Genomic DNA, 18,705 nt, shown 5'->3' with positions numbered 1-18,705 from the left:
CCGCAATAGCATGGCCGGTTGGTCCAACAATCGCGTTGCAAACCAGTGGCCGGTAATCTGGCCATCCGGCCTTGATTGTAGGGGCGCAGACGGGGTTTTTCATAGGCGCCGCATGGACAGCAGCGGCATATTCCGGCGTACTTTTTCAAGGAGTGTGCTACTCAGGGTAGCAGTAATGACCGCTTCCCCTTCGCCTGCTTCCGCCAGAACATCCCCCCAGGGATTGATAATTACCGAGTGGCCCCAGGTGCGACGTTTGCGTGAGTGCTGCCCTCCCTGGTTGGCCGCGATCAAGTAACAGCCGTTTTCGATAGCGCGCGCTTTTAGCAGGCTCAGCCAGTGGGCCTGCCCGGTAGTATGGGTAAAGGCGGCGGGGACCACGAGCACTTCGGCACCTCCTATGGCAAGCGCTCGATAGAGCTCGGGAAAACGAAGATCAAAGCAGATGCTGAGACCCAACTTCAGCCAAGGTGTGTCCGCAATGCAGATTTGATCTCCAGGCTCAATACTACGAGATTCCCGATAACTACCGGCGGAATCTTCAACGTCTACGTCGAACAGATGCATTTTATCGTAGCGCGCGCGCACTTGGCCGGTTCCGTCATAGACCAGACACGCAGAGCGACTGCGCTGCCCCTCTGTCGAATTTCCATCGGGTCTGTCGAGGAGCGGCGTCGCACCGGCGATCAGCCAGACCCCCAGTTCTGCGGACCAGCGCTGTAATGCGTGCTGTATAGGTTGTTTACGGGGGCAGGCGCGCCCCCTGGCAAAGGCTTCTGCCGCCGAGTAGCTACCGCTATCGGCGAGGTGGGCAAAGTTTTCCGGCAGCAGGACCATCTGCGCGCCAGCGCCTGCGGCTTTCTGTGCCAGACGGAAACCTTGAGCAAGGTTTGCCTCAACGTCTTCTCCACTGACCATTTGCAGTGCTGCAACCGTCAAATTTTTCAATGAACAATTTCCATGTCTGGTAAATAGGCACCCTGACGACACAGGCTTTCATCGAACCTGGCATGACCCTGTTTTCGGGCAAGAGTGCGCATGTTCTATGCTGTTCTGGTTCGACTTTTATAGTACAGGGTAATTTATCTTGTTGCGAAAGCTGCCATATTTACGGAAAGTCTTCATTCTGCTGTGCCTCGCGGCCGCCAATGCATACGGCCAGGGAACCGCTGAGCCCAGGTCAATCAATGTGGGTATCTATCTGAGCCCGCCTTTTGTAATGGAAGAGGGCGAAAGGCTATCCGGTATGTCGGTGGAGCTGTGGGAAAACATCGCTCAAAAGCAGAATCTTGCATCCAAATATCGTGTGTATTCGGATATTAAAAGTCTGGTAGATGGCGTGCACAGGGGTGAAGTGGAGGTGGCAGTTACCAATCTGACCATTACAGAAGCCCGCGCGCGAAAAATCGACTTTACACAACCGTGGTTTGATGCGGGGTTGCGGGTAATGGTCGGTAAAAAGCGAAGAACCAGTATTTCCGATATTGTGCAAGGGCTAAAAAAAACCGGCATGTTCGCCAGCTACCTGTGGATTCTCGCGGTTATTATTCTGGCCACGCTCGCATTCACGCTTTTTGATCGGAAGTTTGACGCGGAGTTTCCCCGGCGCTGGCGTGATGGCCTGGCCGAGAGTTTTTACTCTGTCATGTCTATCGCCACATCCGGCAATGCCCATCGCAAGAATCTGTTTGGCTGGGTTGGAAAAATCTGGGCGGGTATCTGGCTTGTGTGTGGTGTTGCGGTTGTTTCTTTTATTACCGCGTCCATCACCAGTGTGATGACTTCACTGGCACTTACCTCACAGGTAAATGGGCTGCGGGACCTTCCGGGAAAGACAGTCGGTGTGCTTTCCGGTAGTGTCGCCGAGGAGTATGCCCAGGAAAATGGTATCAGTACCCGTGCCTATGAAAGTACGGAGCAGACGGTCTCCGCACTGCGCGCAGGAGAGATTGACGCGATTGTCGGAGATAGCCCGGTGCTCGCCTACTTTGCATTTCAAAACCCTGAGCTGGGGCTGCGCTTGGTAGGGAAACTGTTCAATCCGGATAAGTATGCGTTCGCCGTACCAAAGGGTAGCCCACTTGGGCGCCCCCTAAGCGTGGAGATTATCGCCGCCCATGAACAGGGAACGATCATGGATCTCCGAGAAGAATACTTCGGTACCTTGAAATAGCCGCGCAGACGCTGGCGGAATGCGACGGGTCTACGGATCAGCCGGGTAACCTGTCGTCGTGACGCTGCGATACCGTGATATGGTTACCGCCTATCCAACTGCAAAGTATTACTGCTCGGGAGATCCTCGATGGCAAGATATTCGACCGCTATGCCTGTGCGAAACAGGCGTGGGTTAACCTTCTTTCTGATGACCTGCCTCTGGGTGCTGGTCTCGCCAGGGTGGGCGGCCGCTCCCAGCGAGCAACTACAACGGGTCATTGATGACCACTGGCAATTCTACCTGCAGGAAAATCCCACTACGGCCAGCCGTATGGGCGACAAGCGTTATAACAACCGGTTGCCCGGCGTTTCCGGGCAAGATCGCGCCCGTCGTCTGAAAGCAGAAAAACAATTTATTAAGCGGCTTGAAAATATTGATCGTGACAAATTGGATGCCGATGCCCAGGTGAATCGGGATCTGTTGTTGTGGGTGCTGAAAAACTCCGCTGAATCCAATGCGCTTTATCTGGAACGGATACCGGTCAATACGTTCTACAGTTTCTGGAATACTGCACTGAGTGCCAGTCGTGGACTGAGTATGTCACAGGTTTCGGACTACGAGGATTACATACAACGGATTGAGGATACCGGCCGCTTTTTTGACGAGAACATCGCGAATATGCGCGCAGGTATAGACGATGGTTTCGTGCTGCCTAAGATCGTTGTGAAAGGTATTGCACCCACCGTGCGCGCGCAGGTCTACGATGAACCGACCAGAAGTAGTCTGTACGAGCCGTTTGAAAAGTTTCCCGAAAGCTTTTCGGAAGCGGACAGGAAGCGGCTACAAGAGCAGGCAGCGCGGGCGATCCGCGAGCACGCAATGCCGGCGTTCGACCGAGTGGCCACCTTCTTGGAAGGCGAATATATGAATGCCGCCACCGACAGTCTCGGTGCGGAGCAGCTGCCTGGAGGTAAGGCATACTACCGCCACGCCATTCGCACTTACGTCACCATGGATATGGACCCTGGGGAGATTCATAAAATCGGCCTCGCCGAGGTCAAACGTATCCGCGGTGAAATGCAACAATTGATCGAAGACAGCGGCTTTGACGGCAGCTTTGAGGAGTTCACCGAATTCCTCCGTACCGACCCGCAGTTTTATGCCAAAACGCCGGATGAGTTGCTGAAAGAAGCGTCCTATATCGCGAAGAAAATTGATTACCGCCTGCCGGAGTTCTTCGGCAAACTTCCACGTCTTCCGTATGGTGTGGTTCCGGTACCCGATGAAATCGCGCCCAATTACACCACCGCTTCCTACAACCCCGCCGCTATTGGCGGAACCCGCGGTGGCGCCTACTGGGTAAATACCTATGCACTGGATCAGCGCCCGCTATACGAACTGGTTGCGCTGACGCTCCACGAAGCGGTGCCCGGCCATCATCTGCAGGGGGCACTTTCACTGGAACTGGAGAATGTGCCGGAGTTTCGTAAAAACCTGTACCTGAGTGCTTTTGGTGAAGGTTGGGCTCTGTACACCGAGCGCCTGGGTGTGGAGATGGGGGTATACGATACCCCCTATCAGCAGTTCGGCCGCCTGAGCTATGAAATGTGGCGCGCAGCGCGACTGGTGATCGATACCGGCATTCACTCCCAGGGCTGGACTCGCCAACAGGCGCTGGATTATCTCGCGGAAAATACATCGCTGTCGGAAGCGAATGTTCGTGCAGAAGTAGACCGCTATATCTCCTGGCCGGGGCAGGCGCTGTCTTACAAGATGGGTGAAATCAAAATCCGAGAGCTGCGCAAAAAAGCCGAGCAGCAGTTGGGCGACAGGTTTGACCTGCGTGCTTTCCACGATGCGGTACTGGCAAACGGTGCTGTGCCTATGGAAATGCTGGAGGTGCAGATGGATCGGTTTGTTGCGGAAAGTGATGCGGAAAGCAAACGATAATCCATATTCACTCTGTCGAGTGACAGATCCGATATGGAAATAATCAGCAGTAGCCCCCTGTTCTGGGGGTTGGCAATCATCGGTGTGATATTCACCGGCATTTCCAAATCCGGTTTTGCCGGTGGCGCCGGTGTGGTTGCGGTGCCGCTGCTGGCGCTGGTGGTCCCGGTGGAGACAGCGGTGGCGTTGATGCTGCCAATTCTGCTGGTGATGGATTTGCGCACCATCACCTACTACTGGCAACACCGCAGCGGGCTCGAGCTCAAAAAACTGCTGCCCGCGGCCCTGATCGGTATAGCGCTGGGCGGCTGGCTGCTGGCCTGGGTTTCGCCCTTTGCGCTGACCCTGTCCCTGGGCATTCTCAGCCTGCTGTTTGCCTTCTGGCAGAACCTTGCGCCGCTGGTGGCGCGGTTGCCGGGCAGCGCCTGGCTGTGGGGCGCGATGTCCGGTGTCACCAGTACACTGATCCACGCCGGCGGGCCACCGCTGAACATGTATCTGATCGGGCGCGGCCTGCCAAAGCTCGCCTGGCTCGCCACCGCCGGGGTGGTGTTCGGGGTAATGAACCTGATCAAACTGGTGCCCTATACCCTGGCCGGCTTCTGGAACCGGGAGTTGCTGGTGACCGCACTGATCCTGGTGCCGGCGGCTTACCTCGGTGTCTACCTCGGCTACCGACTGCAGTATTACTTCAATGAGTGGGTATTTCTGCTGAGCTGCCGATGGCTATTGGCCCTATCTGGTTTGGCCCTGCTGGGCAAAGCAGTCTCCGGCTGAGCCGGGGCTGTACTCTCCTGAAAGTTCTTTCCACCGCCGACGGAATAGCTGGCTCAGCAGTCAGAGTTGCGCGCGGCCATTTCATGTAATAATGTAAGTTACATGAAAAGAGACAGCAGATTGAGCGGAGTGCTGCACGTGCTCCTGCATATGGCGGAGTTTGACGGCCCGCTTACCTCCGATGCCCTGGCGGGCATGATGCAGACCAACCCCGTGGTGATCCGCCGCATCCTGGCAGGGCTCCGCAAGGAGGGGCTGGTGCACTCGGAAAAAGGCCACGGCGGTGGCTGGCGACTGGCCAAAGACCTGGAAAGCGTCACCCTCTACGACATCCATCTGGCGCTGGGCGCACCCGGTGTTCTGGCCCTCGGGCACCGCACCGAAGCCCCCGGTTGTCTGGTGGAGCAGGCGGTGAACAGTGCCATGGGGGAAGCGTTTGATGCGGCCGAGGCACTGCTGTTGTCGCAGTTTCAGCAAATCACCCTGGCGTCACTGAGCCGGGATTTTCACCAGCGACTGGATCAGCGCGGCATTACCCAGCAGGCACTGAGCGAGGCCGCCCATATGAGGAACTGTAGTGATGGCGACGATTGATGGGACTGAGTTTGATGTAGCGATTGTCGGCGGCAGCTACGCCGGCATGAGTGCAGCCATGCAACTGGCGCGGGGGCACCGCAAGGTACTGGTGGTGGATGGCGGTCAGCGGCGCAACCGCTTTGCCGCTCATGCGCACGGGGTACTCGGTCAGGATGGTCGTGCACCGGCGGATATCGCCGAAGATGGCCGCGCGGAATTGTGGGAGTACCCGACCGTCAGCTGGGCGGAGGCAACGGTGGAGTCTGTCGATAAAGCGGGTGATGGTTTTCATCTGGTCACCCATGCAGGCAAGCGCTACCAGGCGGCGCGCCTGATTCTCGCCACCGGAGTGCGCGATGTGTTACCCGAGGTGCCCGGTTTACAGGAGCGCTGGGGCACCTCGGTTTTTCACTGCCCTTATTGCCACGGCTATGAACTGCAACGGCAGCCCATCGGTGTGTTGGGGGTTGGCGAGGTGTCCATGCATCATGCGCTGATGTTGCCGGACTGGGGGCCAACGGTATTTTTCATCAATGAGTCATTTGAGCCGGACGCGGAACAGCTTCGTCAACTCGCCAGACGCAATGTGTGTATCGAGCGCACGCCCGTATCAAAAATTGCCGGGGAACGAGCAGTCGTACACCTCACGGATGGGCGCAAGTTTGATTTGGCCGGACTGCTTGTCGCCTCGCGACTGGAGCACCCGATGCCACTGGTGGAACAGCTCGGTTGTGCGTTTGAAGAAACCCCGGTGGGTCAGGTGATCCAGACCGACGGCATGCAGGCGACAACGGTTGCAGGTGTCTTCGCCTGTGGTGATGTCGCGCGCGGCGCGGGCAATGTGACATTCGCCATGGCGGATGGCGCTATGGCCGGTATCGCGGCACACCGTTCGCTGATGTTTGATGGCCTCTGAGAAAATCGACTGCAGCGAGTGAATAGTGGTGGGGTAGGCCGAATGCAACGGGAAAGAATACGAAAATTGTTCGAGCAACAGGCAGCGAACTACGATGCCCAGTGGCAAAGACTGGCACCGTTTAATGATGCGTTGCATCTGTTGATGCAGAATCTATTGGCAGGGCTTCCACAAGAAGCGAACTTCCTGTGTGTCGGCGCGGGCACCGGCGCGGAGCTGCGCTTTCTTGCCCGCCAGTTTCCCGGTTGGCGCTTCAGCGTGGTGGAGCCCGCAGAAACCATGATTGAAATCTGCCGGCAGCATGCCAACGTAGAGGGCTTTGCGTCACGTTGTGAGTTTCATCAGGGTTATGTGGAATCACTGCCAGAAAAGGAAAGGTTTCACGGCGCAAGTGCATTTCTGGTCTCTCAGTTTATTCTAGAACGCACCGAGCGAACCGATTTCTTTGCCGACATCGCACGGCGATTGCGCCCTGCGGGCAAGCTGGTAAGCACGGATCTGTGCGCGGAGGAAAATTCCACAGCGCAGGATCAGCTGCTCGATCTCTGGATACGGGTTATGCGGGGTGGAGAAGCACCCATTGAGGATGTGCAACGGATGCGCGAGGTCTACGACCGTGACGTTGCAGTGCTGACACCGCAGGTATTGCAGGCAATCATTCAGTCCGCCGGCTTTGAGCCTGTCGTTCCGTTTTATCAGGTGGGAATGATTCGCGGCTGGTTCTCTACACGGATTGGATAAGTGCCCGTCCCAGTGCGGAAAAATACCGGCGGAAGGCCGCGTTGATCCGCTCCCGCTGTACCCCGCTGGGGTAAAGCCCCATCTTCGCCTCTTCCGTTGCTTTGGTCCCCGCCACCAGAAAATTATTGGAGATACTCGCGTCCTGCACAAAGGCCTCGAAGGCGCGCGCGCACATTTCCGCCGGGTCCGCGTAGTAGATAGTGCCGTTGGCCCTGTCTGCGGCCTTGGATGCGCGAAACAGTTCGCTGGGGTTTTCCCCGCTTTCATCCAGCATCACCGCGCGGAAGCAGGCAAACAGCAGATCGTTGATCGGGTGGGGAATGGGCGTGGCATCGCGCAGCCAGGCTTCGGAAGCGAACATATTGCCGGGCGCGTCGCTGAAGGCCTTGTCGGCCAGGTAGTGATCCAGCGCGTGAAACCACTCGTGGGCAATGGCGCCGGGGCCCGCATTTTTAGCCAGGGCAAAGGTGCGCGAGCCGATTTCATAGTGGGCGGAAATACCCGGGCGACCACCGCTGCCGTACTGAAACGCGAGGGTGCCGCGCAGGGATACCAGCAGTTCCGGCCCCTGCAAAATGATCATCAGGTCCATCAGCGCATCGTAAAACAACCCTGCGGCACGGGTCTTTTCCGCCTCGGTTACCCAGCGCCCGATCTTGATGCCGCGAAAATCGAAACGCTTGCGCACATCGACAAAGCTCACGCGTTGCCCGCTATCCTGCTCGGTGCGCTGGTGGGGGCTGCGGCGATAAAACTTGCGGTCTAATACCATGGCGGATTAACGGGTTTCCCAGAATTGTTTGAGTGCGGCACCGAGTGTTTCGCCATTGTCGCAGATCCGGGGTTGCCAGTGTTGTGGATACAGGCTGCGATAAAACGGATCGGTAAAACGGTAGTCGGCCAGAATCACCACGCCGCGGTCACTCTCGCTGCGGATCACCCGCCCGGCCGTTTGCAGCACGCGGGTCAGGCCCGGGTAGCGGTAGGCGATATCAAAACCGTTTTCTCCGCGCGCGGCACTGGCACTGCGCAACAGTTCCTGTTCCTCGTTGACCTGGGGCAGGCCGGTGCCCACCACGATGGTCCCCACCAGCTGTTCACCCACGTAATCAATACCCTCACCAAAAATACCGCCCATAATCGCAAAGCCCAAGCTTTCTCTACCGGGTTGAAAACACTCGAGGAAACGGGCGCGCTGCTGTTCGGAACTGCCGGACTCCTGTTGTACCAGCGCAATTTCCGGAAAGCGCTCGGCGAAAGACTTGGCGACCTGCTGTAAAAAGCGATAGGAGGGAAAAAAGACCAGATAGTTGCCGGGCCGGCTGTGAAAGGTGCGCGCAATCATATCCACCAGGGCACTGGTCGCGCCCTGGCGCGCGCGGTAGCGGGTATCCACGTAGGGACACACAAACAGCCCCATTTGCTCCGGATGAAACGGCGATGGCAGTTGCAGGTACGGCGAATCCGCCTGCAGACCAAGCTGCCGGTACACAAAGTGCGCGGGGCGCAGTGTGGCGGAAAATAAAATTGCGCAGTGGAAAAGTCGGTAAGCCTGCTGCAGATATTCTGCGGCATTCAGGCACAGCAATTCGATTTCCTGTTCGTGCCAGCGGCTCTCGGGATTGCTGGAGCGCTGTGCGCGGGTGATATAGCGGTGTTCTTCACCTGCCAGTTGTTCGATCGCCTGGAAGCGGAACAGGTTTTTCAGCCAGTCGGCAATGGCGTCCGGCGGCGGTTGTGCGGCCTCCCACAGCTGGTTGGCCACGGTCAGCACTTTCTGTATCGCGGTGTTGACGGCCTGTGGCGTCTCGTCACCGGGCTGACTTATCCACAGCTCTGATTTTGCGGGCACTGGCTCGGTCGGGTGGTTTTGACTTGTCCGCGATTCCCGCAATTCCCGCAGTTCGACAACCCATTTATCCAGCGCTCGTACCAGCGACTGGATCGCGCGGCGTAGGCTCGGATGCGAACTTTTGCACTCGGCCGCCGCACGGCGGCTGTCACTGCGCGTGAGTTTTGCGCTGTACATACCGCGCGCGCGATCCCCCAGATTGTGCGCCTCGTCCACCAGCAATGCGCGCTGCCGCAGTGTGTCCCGCAGGTTGTGCATTTGCACCAGAGGGTCGAATACATAATTGAAATCACACACCACCAGATCCGCCCAGGGCAGCATCTGCAGCGAGAGTTCGAACGGACACAGCTGCAACCGGTCCGCTTCCTGCGCGATTATCTCGGGTGTGAGTAACGGTTGCGCGAGCAAAGCTTGGCGGGCCGGCGGCAGGCGATCATAGAATCCCCTGGTGCGCGGGCAGATACCGTCTTCATCGCGGCTACAGAGCCCGAGGCTGCAGGCACAGGTTTTGTCGCGGGCCTGCAGCTCCAGCACGGAAAGTCTCAGCCCCAGTTCGTGCAGGCTCGTTGTGGTTTCCCGCACCACCTGGCGGCCGGAATTTTTTGCGGTGAGATATATCACCTGATCGAGGCCGGTCTCTCCCATAGCCTTTACCGCCGGGAACAGGGTGCTAATGGTTTTGCCGATACCGGTGGGCGCCTCGGCCACCAGTTTACCGCCGTCGCGCAGGCAGCGGTAGGCCGCCACCGCAAGCTCCCGCTGGCCATCGCGATAGCGGCCGAATGGAAATTCCAGAGCCTGTGCCGATACGCGCACTGCGTGTTTATGTGCCTGCCAGCGATGATGCCACTGTACATACTGTGCAAGTGCCTCCCGGGAAAATTGTTCCAGCTCGCGCCAGGAAAATTCCTGCAACTCCGGATAGGTTTTTTTCTCTTTGAGGTTGTGCCAGAGCATTTGCAGCGCGACCGGTGTATCCGCGGAAAACTGCTGCTGCAGCCCATAGCAGAAACCGTAAATTTTCAGTTGCGCCCAGTGCAGCGCGCGGGTGGATTCCGGCAACTTGTGCGGCGGCACATAGGTGGTCTTGATTTCATCCAGTTGCACCGGCCGGTGCAGGTCACTTTGCGGGTGGAGAATATCCACACGACCGCTGAGCACTACAGACTGCGCATCCTGCTCGATTTCCACCTGTAGGTAATATTCCGCTTCACTGCCCGCGGGGCGTTTTTTCTGCAGTTTCTGGTGTGCGCGAATTCCTTCCAGGGCAGTGGGGCCGCCGGAAACATTCGAGACCAGGTCGCTGCTGCGGCAGGCGAACGCCACCAGCTCGCCCACGGAAATCTGAATCCCGTCTCGCATCTCCTCACTCAAGACTGCTTCATCACCGCTCAAGGCTGTTTTGTGTGCGCTCAAGGCTGCCACTCCACATGCAGCACCCGGTGGGGAATCTGGTGTTTAGCAAAAAAGGCCAGCCAGCGCTGCTGGTTCTGTTGCAGGCGATCTCCGGGGCCCTTGACTTCCACCAGTTCGTAACCTGCGGACGCGGGAAACAGAATCAGGTCCGGCAGGCCGCTGCGGTGGTGGGCAATATCGCCGAGCAGGCGACGAAAGATGGCCAGCCAGTGTTCCGTGGGAATCCGTTCCAACGCCTGCTCTAGCAGAGTCTCCGGCAGGGCTTCCCAGAACACCAGTGGGTTGGCGATACCGCGCTTTTCACGAAAATGTCGCCACACCCATTTATCCAGGTCGCCATTTTCAAGTTCGGCGAGCCGTTGTTCGAAGGCGGCGCAACGCTGTGGATAGAAATCCGCGGTGCGGAAATCGCTAGGGGCAATTTGAAAGGGATTGAAAAAGGCACCGGGAATCGGTGCGAACAAAATATCCCAGATGGCGAGGCCGAGCACACCGTTAAACAGGGTGTTTTCCACGTAGTGGCACTGGTCGCCGGTAGACGGCGCTGCAAGGTGGCTTGCCGCGAGCATTTCCACCCGCTCTTCGGAAGGCGCGAGCATTACTGTTTCCGTCACCGGTTTGTGTTTTTTCGGTGCTGGCCAGGCTCTAGCACTTTCGGTTTTCTTTGCGGTGCGGTGGGCAAACGCCTCCGCAAAGGTGGCCTCCGCTTCGTTGTACGGGGCAGTGAGAATTTCCGCACACAGTGCCAGGCCGCCCTGGATATCGCCACGGCTCACTGCAATCCGTGCGCGCCGCTCCCGTGCCGGTGGGCGACGGCACTGCCGGTATAGCTGCTCGGCTTCCTCCAGTGCGTTTAACCGCTCCAGCTGGCGCGCCAGCGTCAGACGCAGCCTGTCCAGGCGCCGCTGCAGGGTGCCGTCACCATCTATCCCCTGAGGTAATTCGCCTGCAATGGTAGTGATGGCCTCTGTATCTGCCGCCAGTGCGGCCTCGGCCTCCTGCAGGCACTGGTAATAGCGCAGGTGCTGTTCAACTTGCGCTCGTGTCTGGAATGGCAGTTGCTCCCGTTCCAGCGGGTAGTGTTCATAGCGGAAAAGTCCCAGGTCGCGCAACACATAGTCGGTTAGATCCTGGTTGAGGTTGCCGAAAAATAACAGCTTGAAGGTGTCAAAGTGCTCCGCCGCTTGCGCCGCCAGCAGAGGCTCACTGGTCAATCTACATTGAATTGTCGACGCGTCCTGCTTGCACAGCGCCTGCTCCACCGCCGGGCGCTTCAGAGATTTTGTAAGCGGCTCAAGACTGTGGGCGAGCAGTTCGTTTTTGGTAAACAGTGGCAGCAGTTCCCGCAACGGCAAAACCGGATTGCGCAGCAGCAGGCCGGCTTCAATCAATTCTTCGACGGCTGCGTCCAAATCACCGATCTCGCTGTAGGCAAGCTTGCGCTGCCTGAACAGCGCACCGGACGAGGAAGGCACACCCTTGCGGGACAGCAACCGCACATAGAGTCGCTGGCTATCCGGCTGCAGCCGTCGGAAAGTCTGGTAAAACCAACGCTCCTGCGCTGACAACAATTGCCCGTAGCGCGACACCACAAACTCCACCAGCGAGCGGAAATTGTCGAGGTAATAATCGGGTGTCAGTTCGGCAGGTTCGGCCATAGCGGAAGTGGGGTACTCGGCGGGGTTTTGCGTAATGCTGTATGGTTATACAGCATCGGCAGTGACGGGACAAACGTGGATGCGACCGTCTGGACATTCACCGCCTGGTGGCGCAAATACCGATTGCCCGGTAGGCTGACCGGCGGCCGAAAAGCAGGATTACACATGGCACAGACCGCTGAACAAGACATGATAAAAAGAAAGGTATGGCGCACGGATAAGGCCGGGGCCATCAGCCGCCTGACCCTGCGGGAAGAGCCGCTGGGCCCGATACAGGGTGAGCATATCCGTGTCGCGGTGCGTGCGGTGGGCCTCAATTTTGCCGATATCTTTGCCCTGACCGGTCTCTATTCCGCAACCCCGGAGGGCAGCTTTATTCCCGGGCTGGAGTTTGCCGGTGTTGTCATCGCGGTCGGCGACAGGGTGCAAACAGGGTTGCAGGTGGGAGATCGTGTTTACGGCTGTACCCGTTTTGGTGGCTACGCCACGGTGGTGGATGTCCCTCCGCAGCACTGCCGCCACATGCCAGATGAGTGGAGCTTTGCTGAGGGGGCCGCCTTTCCTGCACAGAGTCTGACCGCCTACTACGCGCTGACCAGTCTGGGCGCGGTGAAACCCGGGCAGCAGGTGCTGGTACAGAGTGCCGCCGGTGGCGTTGGTTTGCAGGCCATGCGTATGGCGGTGAGCATGGGGGCAAATCCCATTGGCACCGTGAGCTCGGAAAGTAAACGGCAGTTTCTCGCCGAACAGGGATTCAATGAAATCATCGTGCGCGGCAGTAACTTCGCCGGCCAGTTAAAGCAGCAATTAAATGATCGGCCATTGCACTGCGTGCTCGACGGCATCGGTGGGGAAATTCAGAAGCAATCGTTCGCCGCACTCGCGCCCACCGGCCGACTGGTAGTGTTCGGTGCAGCAGAATTTACCCCGGGTGACAAACCCAACTGGTTAAAAGCCGCCTGGCTGTATCTGAAGCGCCCCCGTTATGATGTCATGGATATGATCAGCAGCAACAGATCCGTATTGGCTTTCAACCTGATCTGGTTGTGGCAGGAACAGGCACTTTTTAGCGAGCTTTTAAATGGTTGTGCTGCGCTCGGATTATCTGCACCCCATATAGGTCACGAATTCGCGTTTACCCAGGCCCATGCCGCAATCGAACAGCTACGCAGTGGCCGCTCCGTGGGCAAGGTGATATTGAATGTCGGCAAATAATTCTGGCATCCGGATGCGGTTGCCATTTAATTTTTCCTTTTCTGTCATAAAGTCACGCTAGGCTGGCGGGCCAGATTTCATCACCAGGGAGCCGTCACCGTGACCAATCTCAAACGCCGCAGTTTTATCAAAGCTGCGTTAGCCACTACCGGCAGTGTCGCCGTATCCACACCGCTGCAGGCCATGAGCCGGCCGGAGTTACCCTCCAATGTCTCCTTTGATTACGGCGTGGCCAGTGGTGATCCCCTGCAGGACGCGGTGATTTTATGGACGCGGGCGACACCGCTGGACGCCAATCCCACCGGCCCGGTAAAAATTTCCTGGGAACTGGCCGAAGACGCGGGCTTTACCCGCGTACTGCGTGCCGGCACCGTGGAAACCGACCTGGCCCGGGACTATACCTCCAAGGTGGATGTGCGCGGCCTGAAGCCGAATACCCGTTATTACTATCGCTTTAGCGGTGCCAATGAGCAGAGCCCGGTCGGTCGTACCAAAACCTTGCCAGAGGATGAGGTTGACCAGATAAAACTGGCGATTTTCTCCTGCTCCAATTATCCCGCGGGCTATTTCAATGTGTATCAGCTGGCCGCCCAGGCGGATGACTGGGATGCGGTACTGCACCTTGGTGATTACATCTACGAATACGGCGATGGCGGCTACGCCACGCAGAACGCCGCAAAGATCGGCCGCGCGCTGCCGCAAGACAACAGCGGCGAGATCCTGACGCTGACGGATTACCGCAAACGCTACGCACTCTACCGCACCGATGCAGGCCTGCAGGCACTGCACGCCGCCGCGCCGTTTATTGCGGTGTGGGACGACCACGAGGTGACCAACGACACCTGGAAAGGCGGTGCCGAAAACCACAGTGCCGATGAAGGGGATTTCTATTCCCGCCGCGCCGCCGCGGTGCAGGCGTACTACGAGTGGTTGCCCATCCGCCCACCCATGGGTGAGACCAACCCCCAGATTTACCGCAGCTTCCAGTTTGGTGATCTGCTGGATCTGCATATGCTGGACACCCGGGTAATCGGTCGCGATCAGCAACTGCAGTTTGCCAACTACATGGACGAGAAAGGGAATTTTGATACCCGCGCATTCAGTCTGGATGTGGCGAGCCCAAGCCGCACCCTGTTGGGAGAGGAGCAGCGCAAATGGCTGCGCAAGACGCTGGCCCGCTCCAAGGGGCAGTGGCAGGTACTGGGCCAGCAGGTACTGATGGGCCGTATGCACTTGCCCGTGGAGCTGATGACCAGCTTCTACCGGGGCGGAGACAAAAATCTGACCTCGGAACTGATTGGCCTGAAAGCCGCAAGCCTGCGCGGTGAGCAGCTCAGCGAACAGCAGCTACAGCGTTTACAGAATGCGGTACCTTATAACCTCGATGCCTGGGACGGTTATGCGGTGGAGCGGGAAACCCTGTATCAGGAAGTGCGCGAGCAGGGTAAGAATCTGGTAGTGGTAGCGGGAGATACCCACAATGCCTGGTATAACCACCTGAAAGACAACGATGGCCGCATGGTGGGCCTCGAGTTCGGAACCCCCAGCGTGACTTCTCCGGGTATGGAAACCTACCTGAAACTGGATGAACGGTCTGCAAAAGAGCTGGCGCGGGGCATGTCGGTGCTGGTGGATGATCTGCAGTACTGCAACCTGCACCAGCGGGGTTTTATGGCGCTCACCTTCCGCCGCGATGGAATCGAAGCGGAGTGGAAGTATATCGACAATATCGACAGCACCGAGTTTGCCGAGGTCGACAGCCACCGGGTGACACACAAACTGGTGTAGTTTCCCGATCGGCAATTTATTCTGTCGCAAACAAAAAAAGCCAGCACCGGGTGCTGGCTTTTTTTGTGGTCTGGCGTCTGGACTCCGCCAGGCAGGGAATCAGAATGCGCCGAAACGCTTGTTGAATTCCACACTGACCATACGCGGTGCACCCTCGATGTAGGTGGGGAAGCCGAAGGCGCCGCCGGTATTACCCGCATCCATGATGTACTCCTCGTCCAGCAGATTGCTGGCTGCCAGGGTAAGTACCCAGTTGCGATCACTGGCGGCAATGCCCGCGCGCAGACTCAGCAGATCCACCGCATCTTCTTCGTACTGATTGGCGATATCGAAGTACACGGAAGAGCGATAACTCCAGTTGCCGCTGCTGGTGAACAGCAGTGCGCCGTTGATCGGTGTTTCATAAATGTAACCCAGTGCGGCGGTCAGTTCCGGCTGCAGGCGGAACTGGTTGCCGGCATAGCTGCCGTTGCCGGAATCGTCGTCGATACCCGCATCAATCCAGGCGGCGTTGGCCAGGATCTGCAGCTGTTCTGTGGGATACCAGCGCAGTTCCGCTTCCAGACCGGTGTTGGTAGCGGAGCCCGCATTTTCCGTGCGGCTCTGGCCGCTTTCCTGATCCACCACATTGACCTGGAAATTTTCGTAATTCTGGTAGAAAGCCGCCAGGGTGTAATCCAGTGGTGTATCGCCCAGGCGCCCCTTGATACCCAGCTCGTAGTTGTCGATCTCCTCTGAAGGCAGAATGCTCTCGCTACCGGAGGACATATCCACAACTTCAGAGCGCTCGCCGCGGGACACGGTGCCGTAAACATTTATGTTATCGCTGACGCTGTAGAGCAGGTTGAAGCGCGGCAGCACGGCGGAGTTATCGGTATCCCCCTGAATGAGGATGCCATCGGTGTTGGGCAGCAGGCCGAAGAAAAGGTCGCTGTCGATGCCCAGAGCTGCGAGCAGCATGGAATTGGGCAGGGTGCTGACATAGCCGGACTCGCGTTCTTCCTGCACCAGTCGTACGCCGGCGGTGGCCTCGAGACGTGAGCTGATCTGATAGGCGACGTCCGCGAACAGGTTGAGGTTGCTGTTGTCGGCGGTATTGGTGAACTCGCTTTCATACAGCAGCTCAGATACTGCGCCACCAGTGAGCAGGGCAGTGGTATCGACATTACAGCCGGCAATACCAGCCGCGGCGAGACCGCCGGAACAGCTCAGGAAGGTGCCTTCGTCACTGGCGTAACCCACCGATTGCTGCGCGCTTTCTGTGAAATAGCTGGCGCCGACAAAGCCGTTGATCTTGTCACCGCTGAAATTCAGGCGCAGTTCGTGGCTGGTCTGGTCACCGGTGGCGTCTTCGGAAAAGTTCAGCATCTCAAACCCGGTGCCGTCAGCGTCGAAGGCTTCCAGAGAGTCGTAATCGCGCTGTGCGCCGATATAGGTGAGCGCGAGCTGGTCGTTCAGGTCCCAGCTGAGCGTCGCATTGAAATCGCTTACGGTGCGGTCCACACCCACGTCGTTCATGCCCAGTACGTTATTGTCCGGAACACTGAGGGCGGCGTTGTCGGTGAACAGCAGTTCGCGGCTGACAAACGCCGTGCCGGGATCGGTGGCTTCATCGTGGTTGTATACCAGGTCAATGGTCAGATCGTCGCTGGGGGTGATGCGCAGGCTCGGGCGAAACGCCTGGCGTTCATAGCCGTTCAGATCCGCCTCGCCGCTGGTATTTTCCACGTAGCCGGCGCGCTCGCGACTGGTAAAGGCCACGCGCCCCTGCACTATGTCATTACCGCCGGTCACCATGCCCTCGACTTTCTGCATATCGAAGTTGCCCGCTGCCGCCGTCAGGGACGAGGCAAATTCCTGCTGGGGCTTTGCGGTGATAAAACTCATGGCGCCGATGGAGGCTGCGGTGCCGAACAGGGTGGCCTGCGGTCCTTTCACCACCTCGATACGCTCCATGTCGTACACCTCGAAATAGGAGGCGCGCGAGCGCGATACATCGGTGCCGTTCAGATAGACCGAAACCCGCGCAGCGCCCGGCGCGCTGCCATCGTCCGAGGTGAGACCGCGGATCACATAGCCGTTGTTGTTGACGCTCTGCTGCTGCACCACCAGGCCGGGCACCATATCCGACAGGGTGTCGAAGCGGTCGATACCCAGCGCTTCCAGGGTATCGCCATCCAGGCTGCTGATGGTTACCGGCACGTCCACGATGGACTGGGAGCGCTTTTGCGCGGTGACAATCACTTCCTCGATGTCTTCCGGCGCGGTCTGCGCCACTGCAGGCGCGGCAGAGGCCGCGATCAGGGTAGCGAGGATGGAAACGGGAAATTTCCCCCGGAAAAGATGATTCATGGTAACTCCAGCGTTGATGGTCTATGCAAAAAGCCGGATGTTAGAGAGCAAATGCGTCGGGGCTGTGACTGGAATATGACATTCGTTCGCAACAGCCTTTTGCCAGACGATATTGGCTGGCGTTATTTTGATCGCCGCGCCCATGGCGACGACCCCGCTGGGCTGGTGAGAGATATCCAGCAGATATTCACAGGTCTACCCCGGGAAACTGTGGGGAACTTCATTGTGGATAACCGTGTGCGCAGACGGGGATATATCCACATCGACTTTAAATAAGCCGTATCTTCAGTCTGCTTGACCGGCGTGATGGGAAAACCACTGAGCAACTTGTCGACAGTCGCTGCAGCCAGGTGGCCGTAAGCGCATTGAAAGGCTACAACGCTGTGTAGGGGAGTCGATACCCTGAGGAGGCCGAAAGAATGCAGGTTGAAACGTGTCGCATATACGAAGACGGGACTACCGGCGGCTATCGCGTGCTGGTAGACCGCTTGTGGCCGCGCGGGATCTCCAAGGACGAGGCGAATCTGGATGATCACTGGAAGAGCCTGGCGCCCAGCGATGGACTCCGACAGTGGTTCGACCATGATCCCGAGAAATGGGGAAGCTTTCGGAAAAAATATCTCTCTGAATTAAAAGAGAATAAAGACGAAGTAAAAGCGCAGCTGGAAGAAGTTTCCGGTGAACCGCTGGTACTGCTCTACGGTGCCAAGGATGAAGAGCATAATCAGGCGCGTGTTCTGAAAGAGTATATAGAGAAGCTTAAATTAGAATAAGTGAAGCTGGCGCTAGTGGAGGAGGGGTCCGTTTTGAATATTGAGCTGTCCGCGCCGGTTTTCCGCTGTAGAGAGGAGGAGGCTATTTTTTACGAGCGGCTATCGGCGCTTGCGGGCTGCGAGAAAGTGGTGGTCTGTACCCAATGTGTCTCGGTAACGATAGGGGATGCTTGTGCAGCTAGGGCACTGGATGAACTTGGGGAGATTTGTGCTATCTGGAATCTGAGTTTTGAAAGGGTCAGTGGGCGGGAGGATTAGCGCTGGCTTGGAGCGCCTGCGGGTCGAACCTGGGAATTGGGCGAAGCCCTAGGGCTTGGGGTGGCATAAACGCAATGCCCCCGAGAGGATTAGCTCCCTGCGGTCGCTGCTCTCCGGCGCTATGCGCCTCCGGGTCGAACCTGGGAATTGGGCGAAGCCCTAGGGCTTGGGACGATATAAAAGAAAGGCCACCCGTTGGGTCACTGCTGTCCCACAGTTTGACAGTCATGAGACCAGCCTCATTTGAGGCTGGTCTTTTTGATTGGGTGGCGGGCGCG

At 57.9% G+C, this 18,705-nt stretch carries 15 protein-coding genes; 10 read left to right on the top strand and 5 right to left on the bottom strand.

Annotated features, from left to right (window positions below; translation table 11 throughout):
• Positions 1 to 99: 99 nt before the first annotated feature.
• Positions 100 to 948, bottom strand: coding sequence for a carbon-nitrogen hydrolase family protein (locus AAFH99_RS02160; protein WP_406828539.1), 849 nt, complete (start codon positions 946 to 948; stop codon positions 100 to 102).
• Between the two features lie 139 nt (positions 949 to 1,087).
• On the opposite strand from AAFH99_RS02160, the gene AAFH99_RS02155 reads away from it, so the two are divergent.
• From AAFH99_RS02155 to AAFH99_RS02130, 6 genes are all read left to right on the top strand, one after another.
• Positions 1,088 to 2,173 (top strand): transporter substrate-binding domain-containing protein, encoded by a 1,086-nt coding sequence (locus AAFH99_RS02155; protein ID WP_406828537.1) that lies wholly within the window; start codon positions 1,088 to 1,090, stop codon positions 2,171 to 2,173.
• 189 nt (positions 2,174 to 2,362) lie between these two features.
• Positions 2,363 to 4,105, top strand: a complete 1,743-nt coding sequence (locus AAFH99_RS02150) for a DUF885 domain-containing protein (RefSeq protein WP_406828536.1) — start codon at positions 2,363 to 2,365, stop codon at positions 4,103 to 4,105.
• Positions 4,106 to 4,138: 33 nt separating this feature from the next.
• Entirely contained in the window at positions 4,139 to 4,882 is a 744-nt protein-coding gene (locus tag AAFH99_RS02145; protein ID WP_051687244.1) for a sulfite exporter TauE/SafE family protein, read from the top strand.
• 102 nt (positions 4,883 to 4,984) lie between these two features.
• Positions 4,985 to 5,476, top strand: coding sequence for an Rrf2 family transcriptional regulator (locus tag AAFH99_RS02140; protein WP_043320516.1), 492 nt, complete (start codon positions 4,985 to 4,987; stop codon positions 5,474 to 5,476).
• Positions 5,463 to 6,374: an NAD(P)/FAD-dependent oxidoreductase gene (locus AAFH99_RS02135; RefSeq protein WP_406828535.1), complete on the top strand. Its 912-nt coding sequence runs from the start codon at positions 5,463 to 5,465 to the stop codon at positions 6,372 to 6,374. Before AAFH99_RS02140 ends, AAFH99_RS02135 begins: the two co-directional genes overlap by 14 nt.
• A 42-nt stretch (positions 6,375 to 6,416) precedes the next feature.
• Positions 6,417 to 7,115 (top strand): class I SAM-dependent methyltransferase, encoded by a 699-nt coding sequence (locus AAFH99_RS02130; protein WP_406828534.1) that lies wholly within the window; start codon positions 6,417 to 6,419, stop codon positions 7,113 to 7,115.
• Here the strand turns inward: AAFH99_RS02130 and AAFH99_RS02125 are convergent.
• Genes AAFH99_RS02125 through AAFH99_RS02115 form a run of 3 tightly spaced genes read right to left on the bottom strand, consistent with a single transcriptional unit; the run spans position 7,099 to position 12,041 of the window.
• Positions 7,099 to 7,887: a CLCA_X family protein gene (locus AAFH99_RS02125; protein ID WP_406828533.1), complete on the bottom strand. Its 789-nt coding sequence runs from the start codon at positions 7,885 to 7,887 to the stop codon at positions 7,099 to 7,101. The genes AAFH99_RS02130 and AAFH99_RS02125 overlap by 17 nt on opposite strands.
• Before the next feature lie 6 nt (positions 7,888 to 7,893).
• Positions 7,894 to 10,383, bottom strand: coding sequence for an ATP-dependent DNA helicase (locus tag AAFH99_RS02120; protein ID WP_406828532.1), 2,490 nt, complete (start codon positions 10,381 to 10,383; stop codon positions 7,894 to 7,896).
• Positions 10,380 to 12,041 carry a VRR-NUC domain-containing protein gene (locus tag AAFH99_RS02115; protein ID WP_406828530.1) on the bottom strand — a complete coding sequence of 554 codons (1,662 nt, stop codon included), beginning with the start codon at positions 12,039 to 12,041 and terminating at the stop codon, positions 10,380 to 10,382. Before AAFH99_RS02115 ends, AAFH99_RS02120 begins: the two co-directional genes overlap by 4 nt.
• A gap of 189 nt (positions 12,042 to 12,230) precedes the next feature.
• On the opposite strand from AAFH99_RS02115, the gene AAFH99_RS02110 reads away from it, so the two are divergent.
• Together AAFH99_RS02110 and AAFH99_RS02105 are read left to right on the top strand one after the other, a co-directional pair.
• Positions 12,231 to 13,256 (top strand): zinc-binding dehydrogenase, encoded by a 1,026-nt coding sequence (locus tag AAFH99_RS02110; protein ID WP_043320514.1) that lies wholly within the window; start codon positions 12,231 to 12,233, stop codon positions 13,254 to 13,256.
• Between the two features lie 99 nt (positions 13,257 to 13,355).
• A complete protein-coding gene (locus AAFH99_RS02105) occupies positions 13,356 to 15,044 on the top strand; it encodes an alkaline phosphatase D family protein (RefSeq protein WP_406828529.1) in 1,689 nt (562 codons plus the stop codon).
• 99 nt (positions 15,045 to 15,143) lie between these two features.
• Here AAFH99_RS02105 and AAFH99_RS02100 read toward each other — a convergent pair whose 3' ends face one another.
• On the bottom strand, positions 15,144 to 17,396 hold the full coding sequence (locus AAFH99_RS02100; protein ID WP_406828528.1) for a TonB-dependent receptor: 2,253 nt from the start codon (positions 17,394 to 17,396) through the stop codon (positions 15,144 to 15,146).
• A 51-nt stretch (positions 17,397 to 17,447) separates the two neighbouring features.
• Here AAFH99_RS02100 and AAFH99_RS02095 point away from each other — a divergent pair, with 51 nt between their 5' ends.
• Both AAFH99_RS02095 and AAFH99_RS02090 read left to right on the top strand, forming a co-directional pair.
• On the top strand, positions 17,448 to 17,672 hold the full coding sequence (locus tag AAFH99_RS02095; RefSeq protein WP_156035312.1) for a hypothetical protein: 225 nt from the start codon (positions 17,448 to 17,450) through the stop codon (positions 17,670 to 17,672).
• Between the two features lie 143 nt (positions 17,673 to 17,815).
• Positions 17,816 to 18,169, top strand: coding sequence for a DUF488 domain-containing protein (locus tag AAFH99_RS02090; protein ID WP_406828527.1), 354 nt, complete (start codon positions 17,816 to 17,818; stop codon positions 18,167 to 18,169).
• Positions 18,170 to 18,705 lie beyond the last annotated feature (536 nt).

The organism is Microbulbifer sp. ARAS458-1, from assembly GCF_045348205.1.
GTDB lineage: Bacteria > Pseudomonadota > Gammaproteobacteria > Pseudomonadales > Cellvibrionaceae > Microbulbifer.
Note: the sequence above shows the minus strand (reverse complement) of the source record. Positions and strands in the feature narration are given on the sequence as shown.